Source organism: Lysobacter sp. M15 (assembly GCF_022662515.1).
Lineage (GTDB): Bacteria > Pseudomonadota > Gammaproteobacteria > Xanthomonadales > Xanthomonadaceae > JAKPBU01.
Map to the genome: position 1 here is coordinate 78,828 of NZ_JAKPBV010000002.1, position 23,375 is coordinate 102,202.

General features: G+C 66.2%; 23 protein-coding genes and 1 pseudogene. 17 read left to right on the forward strand and 7 right to left on the reverse strand.

Annotation, left to right across the window (positions count from 1 at the left end):
* The first annotated feature begins 58 nt into the window (after positions 1-58).
* Entirely contained in the window at positions 59-1,756 is a 1,698-nt protein-coding gene (locus MC380_RS01145) for an amidohydrolase (protein WP_242104498.1), read from the forward strand.
* Here MC380_RS01145 and MC380_RS01150 read toward each other — a convergent pair.
* Both MC380_RS01150 and miaB read right to left on the reverse strand, forming a co-directional pair.
* Entirely contained in the window at positions 1,739-1,936 is a 198-nt protein-coding gene (locus MC380_RS01150) for a hypothetical protein (RefSeq protein WP_242104497.1), read from the reverse strand. The genes MC380_RS01145 and MC380_RS01150 overlap by 18 nt on opposite strands.
* A 28-nt stretch (positions 1,937-1,964) precedes the next feature.
* A pseudogene (miaB, locus tag MC380_RS01155) lies at positions 1,965-3,317 on the reverse strand (tRNA (N6-isopentenyl adenosine(37)-C2)-methylthiotransferase MiaB); the annotation flags it as partial.
* Between the two features lie 405 nt (positions 3,318-3,722).
* On the opposite strand from miaB, the gene MC380_RS01160 reads away from it, so the two are divergent.
* The 6 genes from MC380_RS01160 (at position 3,723) to MC380_RS01185 (ending at position 8,773) form a co-directional block, all read left to right on the forward strand.
* The gene (locus MC380_RS01160; RefSeq protein WP_242104645.1) at positions 3,723-4,571 is read left to right on the forward strand and encodes a lytic transglycosylase domain-containing protein; all 849 of its coding nucleotides are present in this window, start codon (positions 3,723-3,725) and stop codon (positions 4,569-4,571) included.
* A 146-nt stretch (positions 4,572-4,717) separates the two neighbouring features.
* Positions 4,718-5,371: a ubiquinol-cytochrome c reductase iron-sulfur subunit gene (petA, locus tag MC380_RS01165; RefSeq protein ID WP_242104496.1), complete on the forward strand. Its 654-nt coding sequence runs from the start codon at positions 4,718-4,720 to the stop codon at positions 5,369-5,371.
* A gap of 3 nt (positions 5,372-5,374) precedes the next feature.
* Positions 5,375-6,634, forward strand: coding sequence for a cytochrome bc complex cytochrome b subunit (locus MC380_RS01170; protein ID WP_242104495.1), 1,260 nt, complete (start codon positions 5,375-5,377; stop codon positions 6,632-6,634).
* 58 nt (positions 6,635-6,692) lie between these two features.
* Positions 6,693-7,385 (forward strand): cytochrome c1, encoded by a 693-nt coding sequence (locus tag MC380_RS01175; protein WP_242104644.1) that lies wholly within the window; start codon positions 6,693-6,695, stop codon positions 7,383-7,385.
* 206 nt (positions 7,386-7,591) lie between these two features.
* Positions 7,592-8,227 carry a glutathione S-transferase N-terminal domain-containing protein gene (locus tag MC380_RS01180; protein ID WP_242104643.1) on the forward strand — a complete coding sequence of 212 codons (636 nt, stop codon included), beginning with the start codon at positions 7,592-7,594 and terminating at the stop codon, positions 8,225-8,227.
* Between the two features lie 87 nt (positions 8,228-8,314).
* Entirely contained in the window at positions 8,315-8,773 is a 459-nt protein-coding gene (locus MC380_RS01185; RefSeq protein WP_242104494.1) for a ClpXP protease specificity-enhancing factor, read from the forward strand.
* Between the two features lie 120 nt (positions 8,774-8,893).
* Here the strand turns inward: MC380_RS01185 and MC380_RS01190 are convergent, their stop codons facing one another.
* The 3 genes from MC380_RS01190 to MC380_RS01200 form a co-directional block, all read right to left on the reverse strand.
* Positions 8,894-9,232, reverse strand: a complete 339-nt coding sequence (locus MC380_RS01190; protein WP_242104493.1) for a DUF3301 domain-containing protein — start codon at positions 9,230-9,232, stop codon at positions 8,894-8,896.
* A 91-nt stretch (positions 9,233-9,323) separates the two neighbouring features.
* The gene (nadC, locus tag MC380_RS01195) at positions 9,324-10,241 is read right to left on the reverse strand and encodes a carboxylating nicotinate-nucleotide diphosphorylase (RefSeq protein WP_242104492.1); all 918 of its coding nucleotides are present in this window, start codon (positions 10,239-10,241) and stop codon (positions 9,324-9,326) included.
* Between the two features lie 20 nt (positions 10,242-10,261).
* Entirely contained in the window at positions 10,262-10,531 is a 270-nt protein-coding gene (locus MC380_RS01200) for a Trm112 family protein (RefSeq protein ID WP_242104491.1), read from the reverse strand.
* A gap of 94 nt (positions 10,532-10,625) precedes the next feature.
* Between MC380_RS01200 and purE the strand changes: the two genes are divergently transcribed.
* Entirely contained in the window at positions 10,626-11,159 is a 534-nt protein-coding gene (gene purE, locus MC380_RS01205; RefSeq protein WP_242104642.1) for a 5-(carboxyamino)imidazole ribonucleotide mutase, read from the forward strand.
* A 12-nt stretch (positions 11,160-11,171) separates the two neighbouring features.
* Positions 11,172-12,311, forward strand: coding sequence for a 5-(carboxyamino)imidazole ribonucleotide synthase (locus MC380_RS01210; RefSeq protein WP_242162558.1), 1,140 nt, complete (start codon positions 11,172-11,174; stop codon positions 12,309-12,311).
* Between the two features lie 165 nt (positions 12,312-12,476).
* Here MC380_RS01210 and MC380_RS01215 read toward each other — a convergent pair whose 3' ends face one another.
* Positions 12,477-13,055, reverse strand: coding sequence for a Fe-Mn family superoxide dismutase (locus MC380_RS01215; RefSeq protein ID WP_242162560.1), 579 nt, complete (start codon positions 13,053-13,055; stop codon positions 12,477-12,479).
* A 146-nt stretch (positions 13,056-13,201) separates the two neighbouring features.
* Between MC380_RS01215 and grxD the strand changes: the two genes are divergently transcribed.
* From grxD to ppnN, 5 genes are all read left to right on the forward strand, one after another.
* Positions 13,202-13,522, forward strand: coding sequence for a Grx4 family monothiol glutaredoxin (gene grxD, locus MC380_RS01220; RefSeq protein WP_242104488.1), 321 nt, complete (start codon positions 13,202-13,204; stop codon positions 13,520-13,522).
* Entirely contained in the window at positions 13,519-14,265 is a 747-nt protein-coding gene (locus MC380_RS01225; protein WP_242162562.1) for an SDR family NAD(P)-dependent oxidoreductase, read from the forward strand. Before grxD ends, MC380_RS01225 begins: the two co-directional genes overlap by 4 nt.
* A complete protein-coding gene (locus MC380_RS01230; RefSeq protein WP_242162564.1) occupies positions 14,262-14,861 on the forward strand; it encodes a YhgN family NAAT transporter in 600 nt (199 codons plus the stop codon). Before MC380_RS01225 ends, MC380_RS01230 begins: the two co-directional genes overlap by 4 nt.
* 240 nt (positions 14,862-15,101) lie before the next feature.
* Positions 15,102-18,266 (forward strand): TonB-dependent receptor, encoded by a 3,165-nt coding sequence (locus tag MC380_RS01235; protein WP_242104485.1) that lies wholly within the window; start codon positions 15,102-15,104, stop codon positions 18,264-18,266.
* Positions 18,267-18,354: 88 nt separating this feature from the next.
* On the forward strand, positions 18,355-19,764 hold the full coding sequence (gene ppnN / locus MC380_RS01240) for a nucleotide 5'-monophosphate nucleosidase PpnN (protein ID WP_242162566.1): 1,410 nt from the start codon (positions 18,355-18,357) through the stop codon (positions 19,762-19,764).
* An 87-nt stretch (positions 19,765-19,851) separates the two neighbouring features.
* Here the strand turns inward: ppnN and MC380_RS01245 are convergent, their stop codons facing one another.
* Positions 19,852-20,256 carry a type IV pilin protein gene (locus tag MC380_RS01245; protein WP_242104483.1) on the reverse strand — a complete coding sequence of 135 codons (405 nt, stop codon included), beginning with the start codon at positions 20,254-20,256 and terminating at the stop codon, positions 19,852-19,854.
* A gap of 172 nt (positions 20,257-20,428) precedes the next feature.
* On the opposite strand from MC380_RS01245, the gene MC380_RS01250 reads away from it, so the two are divergent.
* From MC380_RS01250 to MC380_RS01260, 3 genes are read left to right on the forward strand one after another with little or no spacing between them, the layout of a single operon-like run.
* Complete coding sequence (locus MC380_RS01250; protein ID WP_242162568.1) at positions 20,429-21,010, forward strand: prepilin-type N-terminal cleavage/methylation domain-containing protein; 582 nt, start codon at positions 20,429-20,431, stop codon at positions 21,008-21,010.
* Entirely contained in the window at positions 21,001-21,618 is a 618-nt protein-coding gene (locus MC380_RS01255; RefSeq protein ID WP_242104481.1) for a prepilin-type N-terminal cleavage/methylation domain-containing protein, read from the forward strand. The genes MC380_RS01250 and MC380_RS01255 overlap by 10 nt, the downstream gene beginning before the upstream one ends.
* A gap of 16 nt (positions 21,619-21,634) precedes the next feature.
* Positions 21,635-23,368 carry a hypothetical protein gene (locus MC380_RS01260; protein WP_242162570.1) on the forward strand — a complete coding sequence of 578 codons (1,734 nt, stop codon included), beginning with the start codon at positions 21,635-21,637 and terminating at the stop codon, positions 23,366-23,368.
* The last annotated feature ends 7 nt before the right edge of the window (positions 23,369-23,375 follow it).

Sequence of the window (23,375 nt, forward strand, 5' to 3'; positions counted from 1 at the left end):
GCCTTGCCCGCGCCGGGGTTTTTGCCCAGAGTCCGGACTTCGCCGACGAGTACCGATCATGCCCAATCCGCGTTTGCCGCTTTCCGTCGTGATGGCCGGCGCCCTGATGGCCGGATCCAGCGTTGCGATGGCCGCCGAGGTGACCGTGGTCAGTGCCGCGCGCATCCACACCGTCGATCCGGATCAACCCCAGGCGCAGGCGATGGCCTACGATGAGGCGGGCAGGATCCTGGCGCTCGGTACCACCGATGCGCTGCTGGCGCGCTTTCCCGAGGCCGCGCGCATCGACGCCGGCGCGGGCACCATCGTCCCCGGCCTGATCGATGCGCACGGCCACGTCGGTGATCTGGGCGAAGCACGGATGATCGCCGACCTGATCGGCGCGGCCGGCAAAGAGGATGTCGTGCAGCGCCTGCAGGCGTTCGCGCAGACCAATCCCGGCGATGGTTGGCTGGTCGGCAACGGCTGGGACCAGAACGACTGGCCGGAACGGCGGTTCCCCACGGCGGCCGATCTGGATGACGCGTTCCCCGAGCGACCGGTGTGGCTGGTCCGCGTCGACGGCCACGCCGGCTGGGCCAACAGCGCGGCGTTGCGCGCGGTCGAGCGCGAGCTGCAGGGCGACTGGCAACCGGAAGGTGGCCGCATCGAGCGCGACCAGCAGGGCAGGCCGACCGGCATTCTGGTCGACGCGGCGATGCAGCTGGTCGACGATGTTCGTCCCGCTCCGGATGCGGCCACGGTCGAGCGCATGCTGACGCTCGGCATGCAGGCCGCGGTCGCCGCCGGCCTCACCGGTGTGCACGACGCCGGCGTGCCGCTGGCCGAACTGCGCGCCTATCAGCGCCTGGCCGATCGCGGCGCGCTGCCCCTGCGCATCACCGCGATGGCCGATGGCGACGACCAGGCGCTGGCAGAACTCTGTCGCACGGGTCGGTACCGGCATGCGTCCGGCCGGCTGCAGATGCGCACGGTCAAGCTGTACGCCGACGGCGCCCTGGGCAGCCGCGGCGCCGCGTTGCTGCAGGACTACAGCGACGATCCCGGCAATCGCGGCCTGATGGTGATGTCGCCGCAGCAACTGCTGGCTGCGGCCGGCAAGGCCAGCCGCTGCGGCGTGCAGGTGGCGACCCATGCGATCGGCGATCGCGGCAACCACGAAGTCCTCGCCGTGTACGAGCAGGTGCTCGGCGAGCAGGCAGCGGGCGATCATCGCTGGCGCATCGAACATGCGCAGGTGCTGGCGCCGCAGGACCTGCCGCGGCTCGCGCAGTTACGCGTGATCGCATCGATGCAGCCGACCCATGCCACCAGCGACATGCCCTGGGCCGAAGACCGGCTCGGAGCGGACCGGATTGGCGGCGCCTATGCATGGCGGCAGGTGCGCGACAGCGGGGCGCGGCTGGCGCTGGGGTCGGATTTTCCGGTCGAATCGGTCGAACCGAGGCTGGGCCTATATGCCGCGACCACGCGTGCCGATGCAGACGGTAATCCGCCGGGCGGCTGGCGCCCGCAGGAAAAGCTGAGCCCGGAAGAGGCCCTGCGTGGCTTCACCCTCGACGCCGCGTACGCCGGTTTCGCCGAAGGCGAAGTGGGCAGCCTGGAGCCCGGCAAGCGCGCCGACTTCGTGATCCTGGGCGAGGATCCGCTGTCGGTTCCGCCGGGACAGTTGCGCACTCTCAGCGTGCGTGCGACCTACGTCGACGGCAAGCCGGTCTACGAAGCGGGCAAGGCTGGCTCAGCGGCTACGCCATAGCGCGATGAGGCCGATCGCAGCCATCGCGATCGAGCCGGCCAGCCACAGCGCGACATCCGGCGCGAACGCGGCGGCGTCCTCGCGCGCCACCTTCATCCACCAGCGCATGAAACCGAGGGCTGCGATCGCGAGGAACCACAGTCCTAGCGCATTGCGCGCGAGCCAGCCGCGGCGCTTCATGACGTGCCGCGGATCGTGATTCCCGCCATCAGGCCCCGCGCTGTGCCGCCACGCGCCCACGCAGGGAATTGCTCATCGCCTCGGTGATGACGACATCGACGAACTGGCCGATCAGGCGCTTCGGTCCGGCGAAGTTCACCGAGCGCATGTTCTCGGTCTTGCCGGTCAGCTCGTTCGCGTCCTTCTTGGACGGTCCTTCCACCAATACCGACTGCACGCTGCCGACCATCGCATTAGAGATCCCGGCCGCGTGTGCGTTGATATGCGCCTGCAGCCGCGACAGGCGCGCATGCTTCTCCTCGCTGGAAACCTTGTCCTCAAGGTCCGCGGCCGGCGTGCCGGGCCGGCGCGAATAGATGAAGCTGAAGCTCTGGTCGAAGCCGACGTCCTCGATCAGCTGCATGGTCTTTTCGAAATCGGCGTCGGTTTCGCCGGGAAAGCCGACGATGAAATCGGACGAGATCGAGATGTCGGGCCGCACCGCGCGCAGCTTGCGGATCTTCTGCTTGAACTCCAGCGTGGTGTAGCCGCGCTTCATCGCCGCCAGGATCCGGTCGCTGCCGGACTGCACCGGCAGGTGCAGATAGTTCGCAAGCTTGGGCACGTCGCGGTAGGCGTCGATCAGCGCGTCGGAAAACTCGAGGGGGTGCGAGGTGGTGAAACGGATCCGGTCGATCCCTTCGATCTCGGCGATCGCGCGGATCAGCAATGCGAGGTCGGCGACGCCGGCCCCGGATCCGTCATCCACGGGCGCGATCGGTCCGCGATAGGCGTTGACGTTCTGTCCCAGCAGGTTGACCTCGCGCACGCCCTGCGCGGCCAGCTGCAGCACTTCCACCAGCACGTCCTCGAACGGCCGGCTGACCTCCTCCCCACGGGTATAGGGCACTACGCAGAAGCTGCAGTACTTGCTGCAACCTTCCATGATCGACACGAACGCGCTCGGACCTTCGGCGCGCGGTTCGGGCAGGCGGTCGAACTTCTCGATCTCGGGAAAGCTGATGTCGACCTGGGGCTGGCCGGAGGCGCGGCGCGCGCGGATCAGTTCGGGCAGGCGATGCAGGGTTTGCGGCCCGAAGACCAGGTCTACGTACGGTGCTCGCTTCACGATGGCAGCCCCCTCCTGGGAAGCCACGCAGCCGCCGACACCGATCAGGACCGGGCGGTCGCCCTGCTTGAGGGCGCGCCAACGGCCCAGCTGGCTGAACACCTTTTCCTGCGCTTTTTCGCGGATCGAGCAGGTATTGACCAGGATCACGTCGGCTTCTTCGGCGATCGTGGTCAGCTCCAGCCCGTCGGATGCGGCCAGCACGTCGGCCATCTTGGCCGAGTCGTACTCGTTCATCTGGCAACCGTGGGTCTGGATGTACAGCTTTCCCCGGGCTGGCGACGGTGCTGCAGAGGCGGCGGAATCGGGGCGGGCACGGGCATCGCCCGTGGCAAGGTCGGTTGCGTTCATGTCGGTTCCGGGGCGCGGCGGTGATTCCGGGCCGGGTGAGAGGCGGCGAGATTAGCAGACGCCTGCGGGGCATCTGATGCGGCCCGAACGCCCCGCGCGCTGCGCGGGCCCGCCAGCCGGGCCGGGGTTTCCGGAGACCAGAAAGTCGCGCCAGAGCGGCCACGGGACGATTCGGGGGTGCGAGAAGGCGTGTAACCGGTCACGTCCTGTAGTCGCACCGGCATGCGTTTCAGGATCAAGGACTTGGCAACAAGGGCGGACCGGGTGACACTCGCACCGATGGACGGGGGAAGGGGACTACTGAAGGCAGCCTGCCTGCTGGCCGCGATGCTGGCCGGACCGGCCGTGGCCGGAACCGTCTACCGCTGCGAAGGCAAGGACGGCATCCGCAGCTACTCGAGCAAGCGCGTGTCCGGCGCCAGCTGCACCGCCGTCAGCACGTATTCGGAACCCAAGCGCAAACGATCCGCCGCACCCGCGCCGGTCGTAACCCCGGGCGCCGGCGCGGTGACGGCGCCGAACGCGCCCGCGGCCAGCGCCACGGCCGCCGCCGCCACGCCTTCGACCCCGCGCAAGGCGCGTTTCGTGCGCATGGGTTCGTCGACGATGTACTCCTACGTGGACGCCCACGGGGTGCGGAACTACAGCAACAAGCGCCCCAAGGGCGTGGCCAACGTCACGGTCAACCGGATCGAGTATCCGATCTTCGAGATGGAAACCTGCTACGCCTGCGGCGTGCAGTCCAAGGTCAACTTCGCCAGCACGCGTCTGAACACCGCCGCCTATCGCGCCGAAATCGCTTCGGCCGCGCGCGACTACGGGGTGGACGAGGCGATCGTGCGCGCGATCATCCACGCCGAATCCGCGTTCCGTCCCAACGCATTGTCGCGGGTCGGCGCCCAGGGACTGATGCAGCTGATGCCGGCCACGGCGCGGCGCTTCGGGGTGAGCAATGCCTTCGACGCCGGCCAGAACATCCGCGGCGGCGTGCAATACCTGTCCTGGCTGCTGAAGCGCTTCAACGGCAATCTGACCTTGGCCGCGGCCGGCTACAACGCCGGCGAGGGTGCTGTGGACAAGTACAAGGGCGTGCCGCCCTACAGCGAAACCCGACGCTATGTCGAGCGGGTCGGGGTGCTGGCCGACCGCTATCGCAGCACGCTCTCCGCTCAGTAAAGGGCCCGTGCGGAGGCCGGAGATTGTCGGCCGATTCAGCGTTCCGTTACACTTGATCGTCTTTGCGGCAGCCGTTCCGCCACCGCGCGCGCACGTCTGCCCGGCCTGTACACGCCCGTATCGCGGGCACGATTTCGGAGTGGCGGATGTCCAACGAAGGGGTGCTGGACCCGGCGGCCGCCGGCCAGCCCGACAACAAGCACGAACACCAGCCCGATAGCCTCGGGCGTCGGCGCTTTCTCACCGGGACCACGCTGGTGGTGGGGGCGGTGGGCGCGGGCTTCGCGGCGGTGCCGTTCATCAAGTCCTGGAATCCCAGCGCCCGGGCCAAACTGGCAGGGGCGCCGGTCACTGCGGACATCAGCGGGCTGCAGGAAGGCCAGCGCCTCGTCCTGGAGTGGCGCGGCCAGCCGATCTGGATCGTCAAGCGTTCCAAGGCCATCCTCGACATCCTGCCCACGCTCGACGGACGCCTGCGCGATCCGAAGTCCGAGAACAAGGACCAGCAACCGGCCTACATCACCGGCGAGGCGCGCTCGATCAAGCCGGACATCTCGGTCCTGGTCGGCCTGTGCACGCACCTGGGCTGCTCCCCGGAAATGGTCGCGGAGATCAAGCCAGAGCCGTTCGATCCGGAATGGAAAGGCGGTTATTTCTGCCCCTGCCACAAGTCCCGCTTCGACATGGCCGGCCGCGTGTTCCAGGGCGTGCCCGCCCCGACCAACCTGCTGGTGCCGCCGCATCATTACCAGAACGACAGCACGATCGTGATCGGCGTCGATCCCACGGGGGCCGCGTAAGCCATGGCGAACGTTTTCACCAAAGCGGCCGACGGCCTGATGGACTGGGTCAACGAGCGGGCCCCCGGCATGATGCCGGTGTACCGCAAGCACATGACCGAGTACTACGCGCCGAAGAATTTCAACATCTGGTACATCTTCGGCGTGCTCTCGATCGTGGTGCTGGTCAACCAGATCGTGACCGGCATCTTCCTGACGATGCACTTCAAGCCGAGCGCCGCCGAAGCCTTCGCCTCGGTCGAATACATCATGCGCGACGTGGAGTGGGGCTGGCTGATCCGCTACATGCACAGCACCGGCGCCTCGATGTTCTTCATCGTGGTCTACATCCACATGTTCCGCGGCCTGATGTACGGCAGCTACCAGAAGCCGCGCGAGCTGGTGTGGATCCTGGGCATGCTGATCTACCTGGTGCTGATGGCCGAAGCCTTCATGGGCTACGTGCTGCCCTGGGGCCAGATGTCGTTCTGGGGCGCGAAGGTGATCATCTCGCTGTTCGGCGCGATCCCGGTGATCGGCAACGGCCTGACCGAGTGGATCATGGGCGACTACCTGCCCGGCGATGCCACCCTCAACCGTTTCTTCGCCCTGCACGTGATCGCCCTGCCGCTGGTGCTGCTGCTGCTGGTGGTGCTGCACATCGGCGCGCTGCACGAGGTCGGCTCGAACAATCCCGACGGCATCGAGATCAAGAAGGGGCCGAAGGGCAACCGCTGGTCGCCGAGCGCGCCGGCCGACGGCATCCCGTTCCACCCGTACTTCACCGTCAAGGACGGGTTCTACGTCTGCGCCTTCCTGGTCATCGCCGCGTTCGTGATCTTCTTCGCGCCCGCGTTCGGCGGCTGGTTCCTCGAACACGACAACTTCACCGAGGCCAATCGCCTGGTGACGCCTGCGCACATCAAACCGGTGTGGTACTACACCCCGTACTACGCGATGCTGCGCGTGATTCCGCACAAGCTCTCGGGCGTGATCGTGATGTTTTCGGCGATCGCGATCCTGTTCGCGGTGCCGTGGCTGGACCGCAGCAAGGTCCGTTCGCACCGCTACCGCGGCTGGATGACCAAGGTCGCGCTCGGACTGCTGGCGGTGTGCTTCGTGTGGCTGGGCAAGATCGGCGCGGGTCCGGGCACCGATCCGGTCGAGACCCAGATCGGCCGGGTCCTGACGTTCCTGTACTTCGCGATCTTCATCACGATGCCGGTATGGACCAAGTTCGACAAGACCAAGCCGCTGCCGGAACGGGTGACGCTGCATGATTAAGAAATTCGCCCACAAGGCGGCGCTGGTCGCCGCAGGCCTGCTGGCGTCCCTGGCCCTGATGCCGGCCGCTGTGTTCGCCGCGGAAGGCGGCGCGCTGATGCAATCCGGTACCGACCTGGAGGACCGGGCCTCGCTCCAGCGCGGCGCGCAGCTGTTCATGAACTACTGCTCCGGATGCCATTCGCTCAAGTACCTGCGCTATTCGCGCATGGGCGAGGATCTGGGCCTGAGCGAAGACGAGGTGATGCAGAACCTCAACTTTACCGGCGCCAAGTTCGGCGAGCAGATCCAGGTGTCGATGCCGGCCGACGGTTCGGCCAAGTGGTTCGGCAAGGCGCCGCCGGACCTGTCGCTGATCAGCCGCGTGCGCGGCAGCGACTGGGTCTATACCTATCTGAAGTCGTTCTACCTGGACGAGTCGCGGCCGCTGGGCTGGAACAACACGCTGTTCCCCAACGCGTCGATGCCCAACCCGCTGTGGGAGATGCAGGGCCTGCAGCACGCCGAGTTCGGCGCACCCGATGCAACGGGTGAACGGCCGGTGGAAGGGCTGAAGATCGCGCAGCCGGGCACCCAGACGGGCGAACAGTTCGACCAGACCGTGCGCGATATCACCGCGTTTCTGGAGTACGCCGGCGAACCGGCCGCGCTCAAGCGCCAGGGATTGGGTGTGTGGGTCGTGTTGTTCCTGGTCTTCCTGACCTTCCTGGCGTGGCTGCTGAAGAACGAATACTGGCGCGACGTGCACTGACCGCATGTCCGACGCAAGCACCCGCACCCTGCCGGTGCAGGCTTCCCGAAAGGTCGCTGGCCGACCCGCTGCGCCCCCTGTGCGGATCGCGCAAAACCCCCTAGAGTGGGGCCGCGGTGCGGTGGCCAGCCAAACCGGGCGACCGCCCTGCGAGGGGCAGGCGGCGCCATCCGGCCGGCGCGTTCCGGCCCCTGGAGAAGCCCATGGTGGCGGTGAGTTCGCGTATGCGTAATACCCTGACGCTGTTTTCCTCGGTCGACGACGTGCTGTGTCACCGCGCGCGCCTGGTCCTGGCGGCCAAAGGGGTCACCTACGACTTCGTGCCGGTGGATCCGCAGAACCCGCCCGAGGATCTGATCGACCTCAATCCCTATCACTCCGTTCCGACCCTGGTCGAGCGCGAGCTGGTGCTGTACGCGGCCAGTGTGGTCAGCGAATACCTCGACGAGCGCTACCCGCATCCGCCGCTGATGCCGGTGGACCCGCTTTCGCGCGCGCGGCTGCGGTTGGCGATGCTGCGGATCGAGCACGACTGGGTGCCGCAGGTCCAGGCGATCCAGCTGGGCAACCGGCAGCAGGCCGAAGCGGGACGCAAGCGGCTCAAGGAGCTGCTGACCGCGTCGGTGCCGCTGTTCAAGGCCAGCAAGTTCTTCCTCAATTCCGAAATGAGCCTGGCCGACTGCGCCATGGCCCCGATCATCTGGCGGCTGCAGGCGCTGGACATCGCGCTGCCCAAGGACGGCAAGGTGATCGAGGACTATGGCAATCGCATCTTCCGCAATCCCGGCTTCGTCCGCAGCCTCACGCCGCAGGAGAAGCTGCTGCGCGAGCTGCCCGCGTAGACGTGGGGTCCGCATGACGATGCGGTTACGCAGTTTCCCGCTCTGTTCCCGATCGAACCCTGCCATGCGAGCAAGGGCGCGCACGCCATGAGCGAGGACGGCACGCGCATGACCAGCCATCGTCCGTACCTGCTGCGCGCGCTGTGGGAATGGATCGCCGACAACGGCATGACCCCGCACCTGCTGGTCGACGCCAGGCAACCGGGGGTGCGCGTGCCGGCGCATACCGTCAAGGACGGCAAGGTGGTGCTGAACATCGCCGACCGCGCCGTCGCCAAGCTGGAAATGGGCAACGACATGGTCAGCTTCAGCGCCCGCTTCGCCGGGGTGAGCCAATCGGTGCAGGTGCCCGTGACCGCGATCCTGGCGATCTACGCGCGCGAGACGGGACAGGGCATGGCGCTGCCCGAGGAGATGGGAGCTTCGCAGACGGCGTCCGCGCCGGAAGGCGGGGATCCGGAAGCGACCGAGCCTGGCGACAACGGGCCCGATGACGACACGCCGCAGCCGCCGAAGCGGGGCGCACATTTGCGGATCGTGAAGTAGGCAGAAACATGCCTCAGCGACGTAGACCGGGGCTATGTCCCCGACGCACCGTCGCGTCGACGACACATACGCGCGTCCCTACTTGCCGATGCGTCTTGGCGTCGGCCACGTCAGGCCGGCCTAGGTCCCTGCCGGGCGCATGTTCAATACTGCAGCCGCCTGCGCCGGCCCGCTGAAGGACACCAGTTCGCCGCCACGCAGCACCATGCGACCGATGTAACGGTCGCTGCCGTCGATCGAGTATTCGAACCGGAAACTGCGTTCGAAGCCCAGCCGGCCGTCGTGGCGCCGACGCAGGCGCAGGCCGTCCGCATGCACGGTCTGGTCCAGCCACTGCACGCCCGCGGCGCGGCAGGCATTGCGGCCCACCGCTTCGGCCCGCTCGGCGGCACCACGCGCAGCGCTCCAGTAGAAGAAGCCGGCGGCGAACAGCAGCATCAGGACAAGGAGCGTAGGCATGGGCCCAATATTGCCGCAGGCCGGCGCCTTCGCAAGTGGTTGCACCTGCCGACAAGCCGCGACGTGCCCCGTCGCTGCGTGCGGTGAGGTCTTACGCGGCGTTATGCGGATCCCGGGGCGTAGCGGTGACGACCCCGCGCGGCGGCACGCCCAGCTTCAGCGACAGATCGACCGCATGCACGTGCTTGGTCAATCCGCCGATCGAAATGCAGTCCACGCCGTCGGCGGCGATGGCGCGTACGGTCTGCAGGTCGACGCCGCCGGAGACTTCCAGCGGGATGCGTCCGTCGAACGGCGCGGCATGGGCGATGCGCACGGCCTCGCGCCGGCTGGGCGGGTCGAAGTCGTCGATCAGGATCCGGGTGCAGCCCTCGCGGAGCGCCTCCTGCAACTGTACGAGGGTTTCCACCTCCACGATCAGCGGCAGCTGCGGGTAGCGCGTACGCGCGCTGCGGATCGCCGCCGTCAGCGAACCCGCCGCACGCACGTGGTTTTCCTTCAGCATCACTGCATCGAACAGCCCGATGCGGTGGTTGACGCCGCCGCCCACCCGCACCGCGTATTTCTGCGCGATGCGCAGCCCCGGAATGGTCTTGCGCGTATCCAGGATCTGCGGATCAGGCGCCGGCGCACGCGCGCCGCGTACCGCGTCGACGTAGGCCGCGGTGACCGTGGCTACTCCGCTGAGCGTCTGCAGGAAGTTCAACGAAGCGCGTTCGGCGCTCACCAGCGAACGGTTGCGACCCTGCAGCGTCGCCAGCACGCTGCCCCGGGCGACGCGATCGCCTTCGCTGCAGGTCCATTCGATCCGTACCTCCGGATCGAGCGCGCGGTGGCAGGCGTCGAACCAGGGCCGTCCGGCAACGACGCAGTCCTCCTTGCACAGAAGGTAGGCGCTGTCGGCCGCATCCGGCAGCAGCTGGGCGGTGACGTCGCCGCTGCCCAGGTCCTCGCCCAGGGCACGGGCAACGTCGGCCTCGATCACCTCGGGTGGAGGCGCGAGTGGCATGCCCCGCGAAGGCACGCCGCTCACCCGCCAGGAAAGCCGGGCACCTGCGCGGTCGCGATGGCTTCCTCCACCAGCAGCACGGGGATGCCGTCGTCGATCCGGTAGACGGTCTTGCGGTCGCGGGTGATCAGGGCCTCGCGCAGCGGCTCGGCCTGCGGGCTGTCGTCGTTGCGTTTCACGGTGCCGCCGGCCACGGCGTGATTGAGCGTTTCGAGCGCGGCCTTCTCGAGCAGGGCCAGCGGCTGGCGCGTGGCGGGGCAGACCAGGATGTCGAGCAGCTTCTTGTCCATGCGGGCTTCGATATGGGCAGATCGCACGCGCGGTGGCGGATGCCATCCGGGCGCATGCGCGTCTAGAATACGTCTTTAGCGAGCGGGGACCATGATGGCAGGCAATCCCGAAGCGCCGGATGCTGGGACCGCACATGCCGGACCCGTACGTGTCGGCATCGTCATGGGCTCGCGCTCGGATTGGGACACGATGCAGCACGCCGCAGCGAAGCTGGAGGCGCTGGGCATCGCCCATGAAGTCCGGGTGGTTTCCGCCCACCGCACGCCCGATGTGCTGTTCGAATACGCCGCCTCGGCGCAGGCGCGCGGCCTGTACGCGATCATCGCCGGTGCCGGCGGCGCGGCGCATCTGCCCGGCATGCTGGCTGCGAAGACCGCGGTGCCGGTGCTGGGCGTGCCGGTGCAGAGCCGTGCGCTGAACGGACTGGATTCGCTGCTGTCGATCGTGCAGATGCCCGCGGGTATTCCGGTGGCGACCTTCGCCATCGGCCAGGCCGGCGCGGCGAACGCGGCGCTGTTCGCTGCGGCGATGCTGGCGAACGGCGACCCCGCGGTCGCCGCGTCGCTGGCCGGGTTCCGCGCCGCGCAAACCGATGAGGTCGTCGCCAACGACGATCCGCGCAAGTAGCGGCTCTGACGCATGGCGACGGTCGGCATTCTCGGAGGTGGCCAGCTTGCGCGCATGCTGGCGCTCGCCGGCGCGCCGCTCGGCCTGCGCTTCCTGGTGATGGACAGCGCGGACGATGCCTGCGCCGGCCAGTGCGCGCCGATGGTGGTGGGCGACTTCACCGATGAAGCTGCGCTGGCCGAGTTCGCCTCGCGCGTCGATGTGGCGACGTTCGATTTCGAGAACGTGCCGGCGCAAAGCGCACGCTGGCTCAACGAGCGGATACCGGTTTTTCCGGCGCCGCGCGCCCTGGCAGTGGCGCAGGACCGGCTCGCGGAGAAGAGCCTGTTCCGCGAACTGGGGATCCCGGTGCCGGAGTTCGTCGACATCACCTCGCGCGACCAGCTGGAAGAGGCGGTCGCGCGCATCGGCACGCCGTGCATCCTGAAGACACGTCGGCTGGGCTACGACGGCAAGGGTCAGTTCCGGGTCAGGGCGGCGACCGATGTCGGCGAGGCCTGGGAGGCGCTCGGCGCGCAGGCCACGACCGTCGGGCTGATCCTGGAAGCATTTGTGGCCTTCGACCGGGAGCTGTCGGTGGTCGCCGCGCGCGGGCGCGACGGTGAGTTCCGCACCTGGCCGCTCACCGAGAACTGGCATGTCGATGGCGTGCTGTCCGCGAGCCTGGCCCCGGCAATGGTCGACGATGCGCTGCAGGCGCGCGCGGTGGACTACGCCCGGTCGCTGGCCGAAGCGCTCGATTACGTGGGCGTATTCGCGCTGGAGCTGTTCTGCCACGACGGCGAACTGCTGGCAAACGAGCTGGCGCCGCGCGTGCACAACTCGGGGCACTGGACCATAGAAGGCGCGGAGACCTCGCAGTTCGAGAACCATCTGCGTGCCGTGCTCGGACTGCCGCTGGGCGACACGCGGATGGTGGGAGTGGCGTGCATGCTCAACTGGATCGGCGCCATGCCCGACGCCGGCATCGTACTGCGCGAAACCGGCGGCCACTGGCACGACTACGGAAAGGCGCCGCGGGCGGGCCGCAAGGTCGGGCATGCGACGCTGCGCGCGGAGACGCACGCGGAACTGGTCGATGCACTGCAGCGCGTCGGTGCGGCGCTGGGCCGTGAGTCGCAGGTCGCCCCGGTGGTCGCGAGGCTGCTGTAGGAGCGCCTCTTAGGCGCGACAGGCGTACCGCAACATCTCCGGTTCACGCTTTGAAGGCGTGGCGTCGTCCTTGCATTGACCGGGTCGCGCCTAAGAGGCGCTCCTACGAGCGACGGCCGGGCCGCCCCGGCCGTCGCTGGTTGCATCGAAGCGTGCGGTCCGCGGTCACTTCATGTTCGAAGCCACGAAATCCCAGTTCACCAGGTTCCAGAACGCCTCGACGTACTTCGGCCGCGCATTGCGGTAATCGATGTAGTAGGCGTGTTCCCATACGTCGCAGGTGAGCAGGGCGGTGTCCTCGCCGGTGAGTGGGGTAGCGGCGTTGGGCGTGCTCGCCAGGGCCAGCGTGCCGTCAGGACGCTGTACTAGCCAGGCCCAACCCGAACCGAAGGTCTTGATCGCGGTGTCGGTGAACTGTTCCTTGAACTTGCCGAAGTCGCCAAATGCCTTGGCAATGGCATCGGCCAGCTTGCCCGAAGGTTCGCCGCCGCCGTTGGGAGACAGGCAGTTCCAGTAGAAGGTGTGGTTCCAGACCTGCGCGGCATTGTTGAACATCGCGCCCTGCGCCTTGCGGATGATGTCCTCCAGCGCCATGTCCGCGAACTCGGTGCCCTCGATCATCTTGTTGAGGTTGTCCACGTAAGCCTTGTGGTGCTTGCCGTAGTGGTAGTCGATGGTTTCGCCGGAGATATGCGGTTCCAGCGCGGCGCGGTCGTAGGGCAGGGGAGGCAGTTCGATCGCCATGGCAGGGCTCCTGGTGGGCTAGGCGGGGTGGGCGGGTCCGGGATCGGCGCCGGGTGTCACACGCAGCGCTTACAATGGGAGTTTACCCATTCGCGACGTTGCCGCGCCGTCAATGGCCGCAACGCTGCATCGCAGGAGATATCCAGATGTCCGTAATGGAACGGATCCAGGCCGAAGTCGAAGGCCACCCGATCGTGCTCTTCATGAAGGGCACGCCACGCTTCCCGATGTGCGGCTTTTCCAGTCGCACGGTGCAGGCGCTCAAGGCCGCAGGCGCCGAGCAGCTGCATACCGTCAACGTGCTCGAGGAACCGGAAATCCGCGCCAATCTGCCGGCCTACTCGAACTGGCCGACATTCCCGCAACTGTTCATCCACGGCGAGCTGATCGGCGGCTGCGACATCACGCTGGAGCTGTTCGAATCCGGCGAGCTCGCGCGCATCGTCGCGGAAACGCACAAGGCGTGAGCGAGGTGCCGGTCGACGCCGCCCCGCCGGCACTTGCCGGCAGGGTGATTCTGGTCGCCGGCGCGAACGGCGGGCTGGGCCAGGCGGCATCGCTCGCCTGCGCGCAAGCGGGCGCGCGACTGGTGCTGCTCGGGCGGCGCGTGCCCAAGTTGAACCGGCTCCTTGATGCCATCGAAAAGGCCGGCGCCGAGGCGAGCGCGTATCCGCTGGACCTGGAAGGCGCCGCGCCAGACGACTACGCACAGATGGTCGAGCGCATTGGCGCGGCATACGGCCAGCTGGACGGCGTACTCCATTGCGCCGCCGAGTTCCGCGGCCTGACGCCGCTGCTCCACACAGACCCGGCGGATTTCGCCCGTGCCGTGCACGTCAACCTCACCGCCCGCTGGTGGCTGACCCAGGCTTGCCTGCCGCTGCTGGAACAGCGCGATGATGCGGCGGTGGTCTTCGCGATCGACGACATCTCACGGGTGGGCGGGGCCTACTGGGGTGGATACGGCATCGCCCAGCACGGTCTGATCGGCCTGGTCCATATGCTGCAGGCGGAGCTGGCGCATTCCCCCGTTCGCGTCAGCGGCCTGCAACCCGGCCCGATGCGCACGCCGCTGCGCGCGCGCGCCTACGCCGCGGACGAAGACCGGCACGCGCGCGATCCGGCGAACTACGCCGCGCATTGTGTCGCCCTGCTGTCGGCCGCCGGCGCCGTCCATCGCGGCAATGTCTGGGTGCCAACAGCGCCGTGACGATTGTTTCAGCCGCGCTGCTGCTGTTCCTGATCCTCGACCCGCTGGGCAATATTCCCGTGTTCCTGAGCCTGCTGCGCGGGATGCCGCCACAGCGGCAGCGACTGGTGCTGGCGCGCGAACTGCTGATCGCCCTCGCCGTGCTGATGCTGTTCCTGTGGTGCGGCAAGTACGCGCTGGAGCTCATGCATCTGCGCCAGGAGTCGGTGTCGATCGCCGGCGGCATCGTGCTGTTCCTGATCGGTATCCGCATGATCTTCCCGCCGCCCGAAGGGCTGATGGGGGAGATCCCGGACGGCGAACCGTTCATCGTGCCCATGGCGATCCCGATGGTCGCCGGTCCGTCGGGCATGGCGGCGGTGATGCTGATGGGTAGCCAGGAGCCGGATCGGATGGGTGCGTGGAGCCTGGCCCTGCTGCTGGCCTGGGCCGCCACCGCCGCCATCCTGTTCTCGGCGACCCTGCTCTACAAACGCCTGGGCAGCCGCGCCCTGATCGCGGTCGAGCGGCTGATGGGCATGCTGTTGGTGGCCATCTCGGTGCAGATGCTGCTGGATGGGATCGCCACCTATCTGCAGCTCGCCCTGTCGCCCTGACCAACGATCAGGTACTTGGCCTCAAGACCTCGCGTAGGGCTTAAAAGTCAACCCGGCCAGATACTTACAGGTCCAACGTACGGTCACCGGGCTGTCATAAACGCCGGCTACCGTGTTAACCTGTTGTTAACTCCGGTGACGATCCATACGCCGGGGTAGGGGTTCCCCAAACGGTTACCGAAGCGTGGCGCGCAGATGCGCGCGCCTGCTGCCGCCATTCCTGTCTCGAGGCTAAGAAGCATGATCCGTCACAACCGTCTCCGGCTGTCCAAACTGTCGCTGGGTCTCATCGCCGTCCTCGCCACCGCGCCGGTCTTTGCGCAAAGCACGTCCGCCGGTGTCGGTGGCTTGGTCACCGGGGCCGACGGTCAGCCGGTGGCCGGTGCCGAAGTCACCATCACCCACGTCGAATCCGGCACGGTCAGCCGAGCCATCACCGACGCCAGCGGGCGCTACAACGCACGCGGCCTGCGCGTGGGCGGTCCCTACACGATCACGGTCGTCAAGGAAGGCGCAGGAACCGATACCGAAGACGGCGTGTATCTGGCGCTCAACCAGGTCAGCAACGTCGATGCGCAGCTTGCCTCGGGCGACGCCACCACCCTCGGTGCGGTCAGCGTGACGGCGTCTCGCCTTCTGGGTACCTTCAACGCGGACAACAAGGGCGTTGGCACCAACGTTAGCGGGCGCAAACTCGAGCTGACACCGCAGGGCAACCGTTCGGTGGACGACATCGCGCGCCTCGACCCGCGCATCCAGGTCACCGACGCCGGCGACGGCTCGATCTCGGTCGCTGGCGTGAACAACCGCTACAACACGATCTCGGTCGATGGCATGTCGCAGGGCGACCCGTTCGGGCTGAACGCCAACGGCATGCCCTACATCGGCTCGCCGATCTCGGTGGACACCATCGAGGCGTACGATCTGAAGATCTCCGACTACGACGTCGCTTCCGATACGGTCGGTGCCACGGTCAACGCCGTCACCAAGTCCGGCACCAACGAGTTCCACGGATCGCTCTACGGCGTGATGCGCGACGCCGACTGGATGGGCAAGCTCGACGGCGACGACTACGCCGGTTTCGATACCGACCGCACCTGGGGCGTCACGTTGGGCGGCCCGATCGTCAAGGACAAGCTGTTCTTCTTCGCATCGTACGAAGAGCAGACCATCAAGAACTTCGGCGGATCTTCCACTTCCGATGGCGTCGCCAATGGCGACGTGACCCAGGAAGACGTGGACCGCGCGATCGCCATTGCCACCAGCCTGGGCCTGCAGCCGGGCACCTACGGCTCAACCGGCGCCAACCTGGACATCAAGCGCTACCTGGCCAAGCTCGACTGGAACATCAACGACTACCACCGCGCCAGCCTGACCTACCAGCAGACCGAGGAGTTCCGTCCGACGCCCTACGATGCGTTTTCCGACACGGTCGTCCTGAGCAGCCACTGGTACAACATCGACAACGTCACCAAGAACACCTCGCTGCAGCTGTTCAGCGATTGGAGCGACAACTTCTCGACCGAGGTCAAGCTGAGCCAGCAAAAGTTCGACCAGGTCAATGGCAACCCCGTCGACCAGCCGGAAGTGGAAGTCGAGACCGCAAACGGCGGTTCGATCTTCATCGGCGAGGACAACAACCGCCATGAGAACCAAATCAACACCGAGCGCCTGTCCGCATCGGTGTCGGGCACCCTCTATGCCGGCGACCACACCATCAAGGGCGGCCTGGATTATCTGCGCCACGATGTGTTCAACCTGTACGGACGCGATCTGCACGGCTCTTACGTCTTCGAAAGCCTCGAGGACTTCGAAGCAGGCAATTACGACGTGTACAACCTGCGCACGCCGGCGCCCGGTTTCGGAATCGAGGACACGGCCGCCGCGCTCGTTTACAGCCAGGTCAGTCCGTATCTGCAAGACACCTGGCAGGTTACCGACAACCTGTCGCTGACCTACGGCGTGCGCGTCAACGTCCCGAAGGTCAACAAGGCTCCGGAGCGCGCACCGGGCTTCGAGGAAGCGTTCGGTTACCCGAACGACTTCAAGCTGGGCTCAGACAACAAGGTCGTCCTGCCGCGCATCTCGTTCAACTACCAGTTCGACAGCGACCTGTTCGCCCAGGTGCGCGGTGGATTCGGCGCGTTCCAGAGCGTGCCTCCGTTCGTGTGGCTGGCCAATCCGTACCAGAACAATGGTGGTGTCACGGCGCTGTCCTACCGCAGCTTCGATCCGGCCGATGCGCCGTTCAGTCCCGATCCGTACAACCAGAACGTCCCGACGGTCGGTAGCCCGTCGAACCAGATCGACACCATCGACCCGGACTTCAAGTTGCCTACCGTATGGAAGGCCAGCCTGGGCGTCGACGCCGAATTGCCGTGGTACGGCCTGATTGGCACCGTCGAACTGCAGGCGATCAAGGCGAAGGACGCGGTCCTCTATCAGGCCCTCAACATCGGCGAAGTGCAGGGTACGCTGGCGGACGGCCGCAACTACTACTACTGCGAGCTCGGCAGCCTGTCGAGCTCCAACAAGAACTGCGGTCGTAACCCCGATTTCAGCGCCATTTCCACCGTCATGCGCAACACGGACAAGGGCGGGTCGACGTCGGTGACCTTTGCCCTCGACAAGCCCATGGCCGATGGCTGGTACGCCAACCTCAGCTACACCGCCACCCACGCGACGGAAGTGGGTTCGGACGCAAGCTCGCAGGCATGGTCCAGTTATCAGTACGTGTCGCGTCTCAACCCGAACGAGGAAGTCGCACGCACCGCCAGCCGCGAGATCGAGCACTCCGTGAAGGCTTCGATCGGTTGGGAGCATGCCTTCTTCGGCGACTACAAGACGAGCTTCTCCGCCTTCTACAACGGTCGCAGCGGGCTGCCGTACACCTGGCTGATCAATGGCGATGCCAACGGCGATGGCATCTTCCAGGATCCGGCTTACATTCCGATGCTCAACGATCCGAACGTCAGCTACGGATCGGCGACCGCCGACCAGATCGCCGCGTTCAACGAGTTCATCAACAGCGACTCGTATCTGTCGAAGAACCGCGGCAAGATCGCGAGCCGGAATGCCGACCAGCTTCCCTGGGTCAATCAGCTCGACGTAGGCATCCAGCAGGAGCTTCCCGGCTTCATGAAGGAACACAAGTCGGTCGTTCGTCTGGACATCTACAACTTCCTTAACATGCTCAACAACGACTGGGGCGTGACCGAGGAAATCGGCGGATTCGATACCCGCTACCTGGCCCGTCTGGGTGGCATCAATGCCGATGGCACCTACGTGTACGACCTTGGCAGCCCCGACAATCCTTCGTGGCAGGACCTGCGTGAGTACGAGGGGCGGGTCCCGCGCGTCGTCTCGCGCTGGTCGGCGATGCTGACCCTGCGGTACGAGTTCTGATCCGATCTTTCCCGTGGCTCAAAAGGAACGGCCGGGTATTCCCGGCCGTTTCCGTTTCCGGTCCCGCGTGGGTTAGAGTCCCTGTCCGATGAACAAGACCAACGCATCCGTAACCTCTCCCAAGGGCCATATCTACATCGGCCTTCCCACCGTCGATGCGCACATCTATCCGCGCGGTGGGCTGGACATCCTGTCGCGCGAAGAAGTGGCGCGCCTGCGCGACGCCTCCACCGGGATGAGTGACCTGCTGCGCCGCTGCGCGCTAGCGGTGCTGACCAGCGGCAGCCACAGCGACGATCCGCGCGCGGCCCAGGAGCTGTATCCGCATTTCGACATCCACGTGCTGCAGCAGGACCGCGGCATCCGGATCGAACTGGCCAACGCACCGGCGATGGCATTCGTCGATGGGGTGATCATCCGCGGCGTCGCCGAACTGCTGTTCGCGGTGGTGCGGGACCTGGCCTATACGGCGATCGAACTGGCGCCGGAATTCGCGGCCGACCTGGAGACCTCGGCCGGCGTCACAGACGCGGTGTTCCGCCTGCTGCGCAATGCGCGCTTGCTGCAGCCGGCCGAACCCAACCTGGTGGTGTGCTGGGGCGGGCATTCGATCAACCGCGACGAATACGAGTACACCAAGCACGTCGGCTACCAGCTCGGCCTGCGCGGGCTGGATATCTGCACCGGCTGCGGCCCGGGCGCGATGAAGGGACCGATGAAGGGCGCCAACATCGCCCACGCCAAGCAGCGGCGGCGCCACACTCGCTACATCGGGATCACCGAACCAGGCATCATCGCCGCAGAGTCACCGAACCCGATCGTGAATCACCTGGTGATCATGCCGGACATCGAGAAGCGGCTCGAGGCCTTCGTGCGTATGGGTCACGGCATCATCGTGTTCCCCGGTGGCGTGGGCACCGCGGAGGAGATCCTATACCTGCTCGGCCTGCTGCTGCGCGAGGAGAACGCGCAGCTGCCGTTCCCGCTGGTGTTCACCGGCCCGACCGCGTCGGCGCCGTACTTCGAACAGATCGACCAGTTCATCCGCCTGACCCTGGGCGAGGCGGCGGCCTCGCGCTACGAGATCATCATCGACGATCCGGACCAGGTCGCCAGGCAGATGGTCGCCGGGATCAAGAAGGTGCGCGACTACCGCATCGCGCACAAGGATTCGTTCTATTTCAACTGGGCGCTCGACATTCCGTTCGATTTCCAGCAGCCGTTCGTGCCGACCCACGAGGCCATGGCCACGCTGGATCTGCACCAGGGCCGCAAGGCGCACGCCCTGGCCGCGGACCTGCGACGCGCTTTCTCGGGGATCGTCGCCGGCAACGTCAAGGAAGAGGGGCTGCGCAGGGTCGAGCAGTTCGGCCCGTATCGCATCCACGGCAACCCCGCCATGATGCAGGCGCTTGACGCGCTGCTGCGCGCGTTCGTGAAGCAACGCCGGATGAAGATCGCCGGTGAGTACCGGCCGTGCTACGAGATCGTGGCCTGATACGGGTGTTGTAGGAGCGCCGCTTCGGCGCGACCGGGATCTCCGATGTATTCCCGTTGATTTGACGCAGCCGACGCGATGGCTCGGTCAGTTGTTGCAGTCGGCGTCGCCGGACCAGAGGGGTTTGCCGCTGCCCGCTGTCCAGCTCAGCACAAGATTGCCGCAACGATCGCCTGTCTGCTTGCCCGTTGGCGTGGCTGTAATCGTATATGCCGTTTCCGATTCGCCGCTCGCGGTAATGGTGTAGTACGGCAGCGTAGGAATGGCACCCATCGTCGCCAGCTCGGTCGAGTCCGCGTAGCTGGGATTCTCCGCACGCCAACGTTCCTGGCGGAGCTGCAGCTCACCGACCGCGCTCATTGCTTCCGATCGCCGCCCCTTGCGCGACTGTTCCAGGTAGCTCGGGATGGCAATCGCAGCCAGAATTGCGACCACCATCACCACCACCATCAGTTCGATCAGCGTGAAGCCCCGTGCGCGCCGGCTGTTCATAACCTTATCCCCAGTGTCCCCCCGGATTCGCCAACGATACTAGCATCGCACCTGCGGTGTTGCGGCGCCCGTTGGCGCGTCCATCCACCCTGTTCGACCGCCCATCCCCCGGTGCCTTGCCCGGCGGGCCGCGTCGTCCTAGATTGCGCTGGGGACATCCTGGGGTATCTGCATGCAACTCGGCCACGCCCGCAAGGCCGGCGGTTTCACGCTCATAGAGCTGGTCGTCACGATGGTTGTGCTGGTGATTCTGGCGATGGCGGCGCAGCCGTCGTTGCGCGACTTCTTCGACCGCTACCGTCTGCGCGGGGCAGGCGAGGCGGTCGTCAGCCTGATCAGCAATGCTCGAGCGGAAGCGGTCAAGACCGATCTGGACGTCAATATCAACTTCACCGGCAGCGGCAGCACGTGGTGTGCCGGGGCGAATGCCGCGAGCCCGCCCAGCGGAGGCCAGCCGGCAGGCACGGCTGGCGAGTGCGACTGCACGAATACGGCCCAATGCATGGTGTCCGGCCAGAGGCAAGTCGTTGATGGCAGTGCCTTCAGCGGAGTGACTCTCACGACGTCCATGAGCTCGTTTGGCTTCGACAGCAAGCTCGGCACGGTGGTGCCGCTGGATGACGACTATGGCGTCACCCTTACATCGCAGAGTGGCCGCTACGACGTGAACGTTGCGGTAAACGCTCTTGGGCAGGCGCGTCTTTGCACCCCCAGCGGAGAGCCGACGATGGCGGGGATCCCGGTATGCTCATGATCAAGTCTCGTCCTAGCCGCGCCGCGATGGCTGGCTTCTCGCTGGTCGAGCTGATGGTCGGCAGCGTGATCGGCCTGATCGTGATTGGGGCAGTAACGGCGCTCGTTCTGTCGATGATGCGTTCCAACCGGCAGACCCTGCAAGCGACCCGGCTTAACCAGGAACTGCGGGCGACGCTTGCCGTCATCGCCAACGATATCAAGCGTGCGCGCAGCGTCGAAGACCCGTTCACCATCGCAACCGCAGCAGGCGGCAACCCGTATGAGGTGGTCGACTCCTCGACCGCAGGTTGTGTTCGTTATGCATACTCCGGTGGGCCTGGCGGCGACTGGCGCAGCATCCGGCGTGACACGACGAACCAGCGCCTCGTGCTCTCGGCCGGGTCCGCACAGGGCAACGCGACGTGCGCGACAACCGGGACTGAACTCGGGTCCGACCAGGTCCTCATCACCGCTTTCGATATCCAGCCCGCCGTGTCGAGCGCCACCGCGCGCAGGTACGACATCACGATCACCGGCCGCCTCAACGACCCGGATACCGAACTTTCCGGGATTACCCGGACCATGCGCCAGACGGTCTTCATCCGTTCCATCGGCGACGGCACCTAACGACCAGGAAACGACCATGCGCGTCAATCCTAATTTCGATCATCCGGGGCGCCAGTCCGGCGCCGTCCTGCTGGTGGCGGTGCTGTTGCTGCTGCTTGCGGGCGTGATGACCGTGTTCGCAATGAACGTCGGCTTGTTCGAACAGCGCAGCACCGGCAACGATCTGCGGGCCAAGGCGGTCAATGAAGTCGCCGAAGCCGGCCTCGCGCAAGGCTTCGAGTACCTGATGCGCCAACACTCCGAAATGCTGGAGGACGCTAGCCTATGGCAGAAGTGCACTGCGACGGATATTTCGTTTCCGTGCGGTGCGATTTCAGCTGCGCCGATCGACACCGATGGGGACGGAACGGCCGATACGGCGCGCAGGGCAACGATGTATCGCCTGCACGCGACCAGCCACACCATCCCCGGCCTGGACAATGCGCTTGCCAACTACATGCTCGAGCTTGAGGAGACGTCGAAGATCGACACCGCGGCAAACGGAGCAAGCGTTTCCTACGGCGTGGCACCGGTGGTCTGCTTCATGGCGCGCCCCGCGACGTCAGTGGCCAACCTGCCGATCCAGTGCGGCGCGCCGGGCGCCAGCGGCGTGACAGACCTGAAGGCGGTGACCTTCGTGAGCGTGGCCAAGATCCCGGGAGAATCGGCGAGCGCCACCCTGGTGCAGACGCTGGGCGAGTATCCGACGCTCAACGACCCGATGGGCAAGCCGCCCATCACCGCTTCGGGCAGCGCCGGTGTCACCGGTACGCTGCAGATCGTGACCAATCCCAACGCGGGCGGTCCGGGCGTGCCGGTGTCGGTCTGGAACCGCCTGAATATCACCAAAACCGGTACCACCAACACCTGCTACGCAGACGAGTTCTTCCGCTACACCCAGGGCAGCGCCAATCCGGTGCCCTACCAGGGGACGATACGCTGCGACGATTGCCGATGCGATGCCAACGGCGCGCCGGCCACGCTTAGTTACGACAACAGCGGCAATCTGCAGGCAGAGGGCATCGACATCCTGGACGTGGAAGGCGACTCCAGAGATCGTGGTACGGGGACCAACTACAACGTCAGGAGCGACCAGTACTCGTACCCGACCTGCGAGTTCCCGCCGGATCTGTTCCGCTTCGTCTTCGGCGTCAGGGCCTGGAATGACACCAACAACGACTGTTTCGGCGAAACCAAACTCGCCAACGTCGTCTACCAGAATCCGGACAGCGGTGCGACCGGCAGCGTTGGTCCGGACGAAGCGCACCTGTATGCCAATGCCGACAAGATCATCCCGGCCGATCCGTCGAATCCCAGCCCGTTGATCCGCGCCAGCCAGCTTGGAACCGCGGCGCTGCTTTCCTCATCCGCGACAGCGGGCCTGATCTGGTGCCAGGCGAACTGCGATATCGGCTCCAACGTCCAGGTTGGGACACCGGAAGCACCGGTGATCCTGGTGCTGGACCGCCCGGGGACCGGATCGGTGCGCATCCAGGGCGTCGTATTCGGCATGATCTTCATCCGTGAGACGGGTACGACGATGAACCCTGCTACAGGCAGCAGTGGGACCGGCGCCTGTCCCAGTAACTGCTCACTACAGATGAACGCTGGTGCGGCGATTTACGGAGCGCTGGTGCTGCAGGGACAGATGAACGTCAACGGTACATCGGCGGTCATCCACGACGCCACGGTGCTTCGCACCATCGCCGAGAACGAAGGCACTACGCCGGCAACCCTGCCGGGTGCCTGGAACGACCAGCGTTCGTACTGACGGACCG

Excerpts from the sequence above, each read along its gene's own strand:
- MC380_RS01150 (WP_242104497.1), bottom strand. The coding sequence starts at position 1,936 with ATGAAGCGCCGCGGCTGGCTCGCGCGCAATGCGCTAGGACTGTGGTTC.
- petA (WP_242104496.1), top strand. The coding sequence starts at position 4,718 with ATGTCCAACGAAGGGGTGCTGGACCCGGCGGCCGCCGGCCAGCCCGAC.
- ppnN (WP_242162566.1), top strand. The coding sequence starts at position 18,355 with ATGAACAAGACCAACGCATCCGTAACCTCTCCCAAGGGCCATATCTAC.
- MC380_RS01260 (WP_242162570.1), top strand. The coding sequence starts at position 21,635 with ATGCGCGTCAATCCTAATTTCGATCATCCGGGGCGCCAGTCCGGCGCC.
- MC380_RS01235 (WP_242104485.1), top strand. The coding sequence starts at position 15,102 with ATGATCCGTCACAACCGTCTCCGGCTGTCCAAACTGTCGCTGGGTCTC.
- MC380_RS01185 (WP_242104494.1), top strand. The coding sequence starts at position 8,315 with ATGAGCGAGGACGGCACGCGCATGACCAGCCATCGTCCGTACCTGCTG.
- MC380_RS01170 (WP_242104495.1), top strand. The coding sequence starts at position 5,375 with ATGGCGAACGTTTTCACCAAAGCGGCCGACGGCCTGATGGACTGGGTC.
- MC380_RS01145 (WP_242104498.1), top strand. The coding sequence starts at position 59 with ATGCCCAATCCGCGTTTGCCGCTTTCCGTCGTGATGGCCGGCGCCCTG.
- MC380_RS01190 (WP_242104493.1), bottom strand. The coding sequence starts at position 9,232 with ATGCCTACGCTCCTTGTCCTGATGCTGCTGTTCGCCGCCGGCTTCTTC.
- MC380_RS01200 (WP_242104491.1), bottom strand. The coding sequence starts at position 10,531 with ATGGACAAGAAGCTGCTCGACATCCTGGTCTGCCCCGCCACGCGCCAG.
- purE (WP_242104642.1), top strand. The coding sequence starts at position 10,626 with ATGGCAGGCAATCCCGAAGCGCCGGATGCTGGGACCGCACATGCCGGA.
- grxD (WP_242104488.1), top strand. The coding sequence starts at position 13,202 with ATGTCCGTAATGGAACGGATCCAGGCCGAAGTCGAAGGCCACCCGATC.
- MC380_RS01215 (WP_242162560.1), bottom strand. The coding sequence starts at position 13,055 with ATGGCGATCGAACTGCCTCCCCTGCCCTACGACCGCGCCGCGCTGGAA.
- MC380_RS01245 (WP_242104483.1), bottom strand. The coding sequence starts at position 20,256 with ATGAACAGCCGGCGCGCACGGGGCTTCACGCTGATCGAACTGATGGTG.
- MC380_RS01175 (WP_242104644.1), top strand. The coding sequence starts at position 6,693 with ATGCCGGCCGCTGTGTTCGCCGCGGAAGGCGGCGCGCTGATGCAATCC.
- MC380_RS01255 (WP_242104481.1), top strand. The coding sequence starts at position 21,001 with ATGCTCATGATCAAGTCTCGTCCTAGCCGCGCCGCGATGGCTGGCTTC.
- nadC (WP_242104492.1), bottom strand. The coding sequence starts at position 10,241 with ATGCCACTCGCGCCTCCACCCGAGGTGATCGAGGCCGACGTTGCCCGT.
- MC380_RS01210 (WP_242162558.1), top strand. The coding sequence starts at position 11,172 with ATGGCGACGGTCGGCATTCTCGGAGGTGGCCAGCTTGCGCGCATGCTG.
- MC380_RS01250 (WP_242162568.1), top strand. The coding sequence starts at position 20,429 with ATGCAACTCGGCCACGCCCGCAAGGCCGGCGGTTTCACGCTCATAGAG.
- MC380_RS01160 (WP_242104645.1), top strand. The coding sequence starts at position 3,723 with ATGCTGGCCGGACCGGCCGTGGCCGGAACCGTCTACCGCTGCGAAGGC.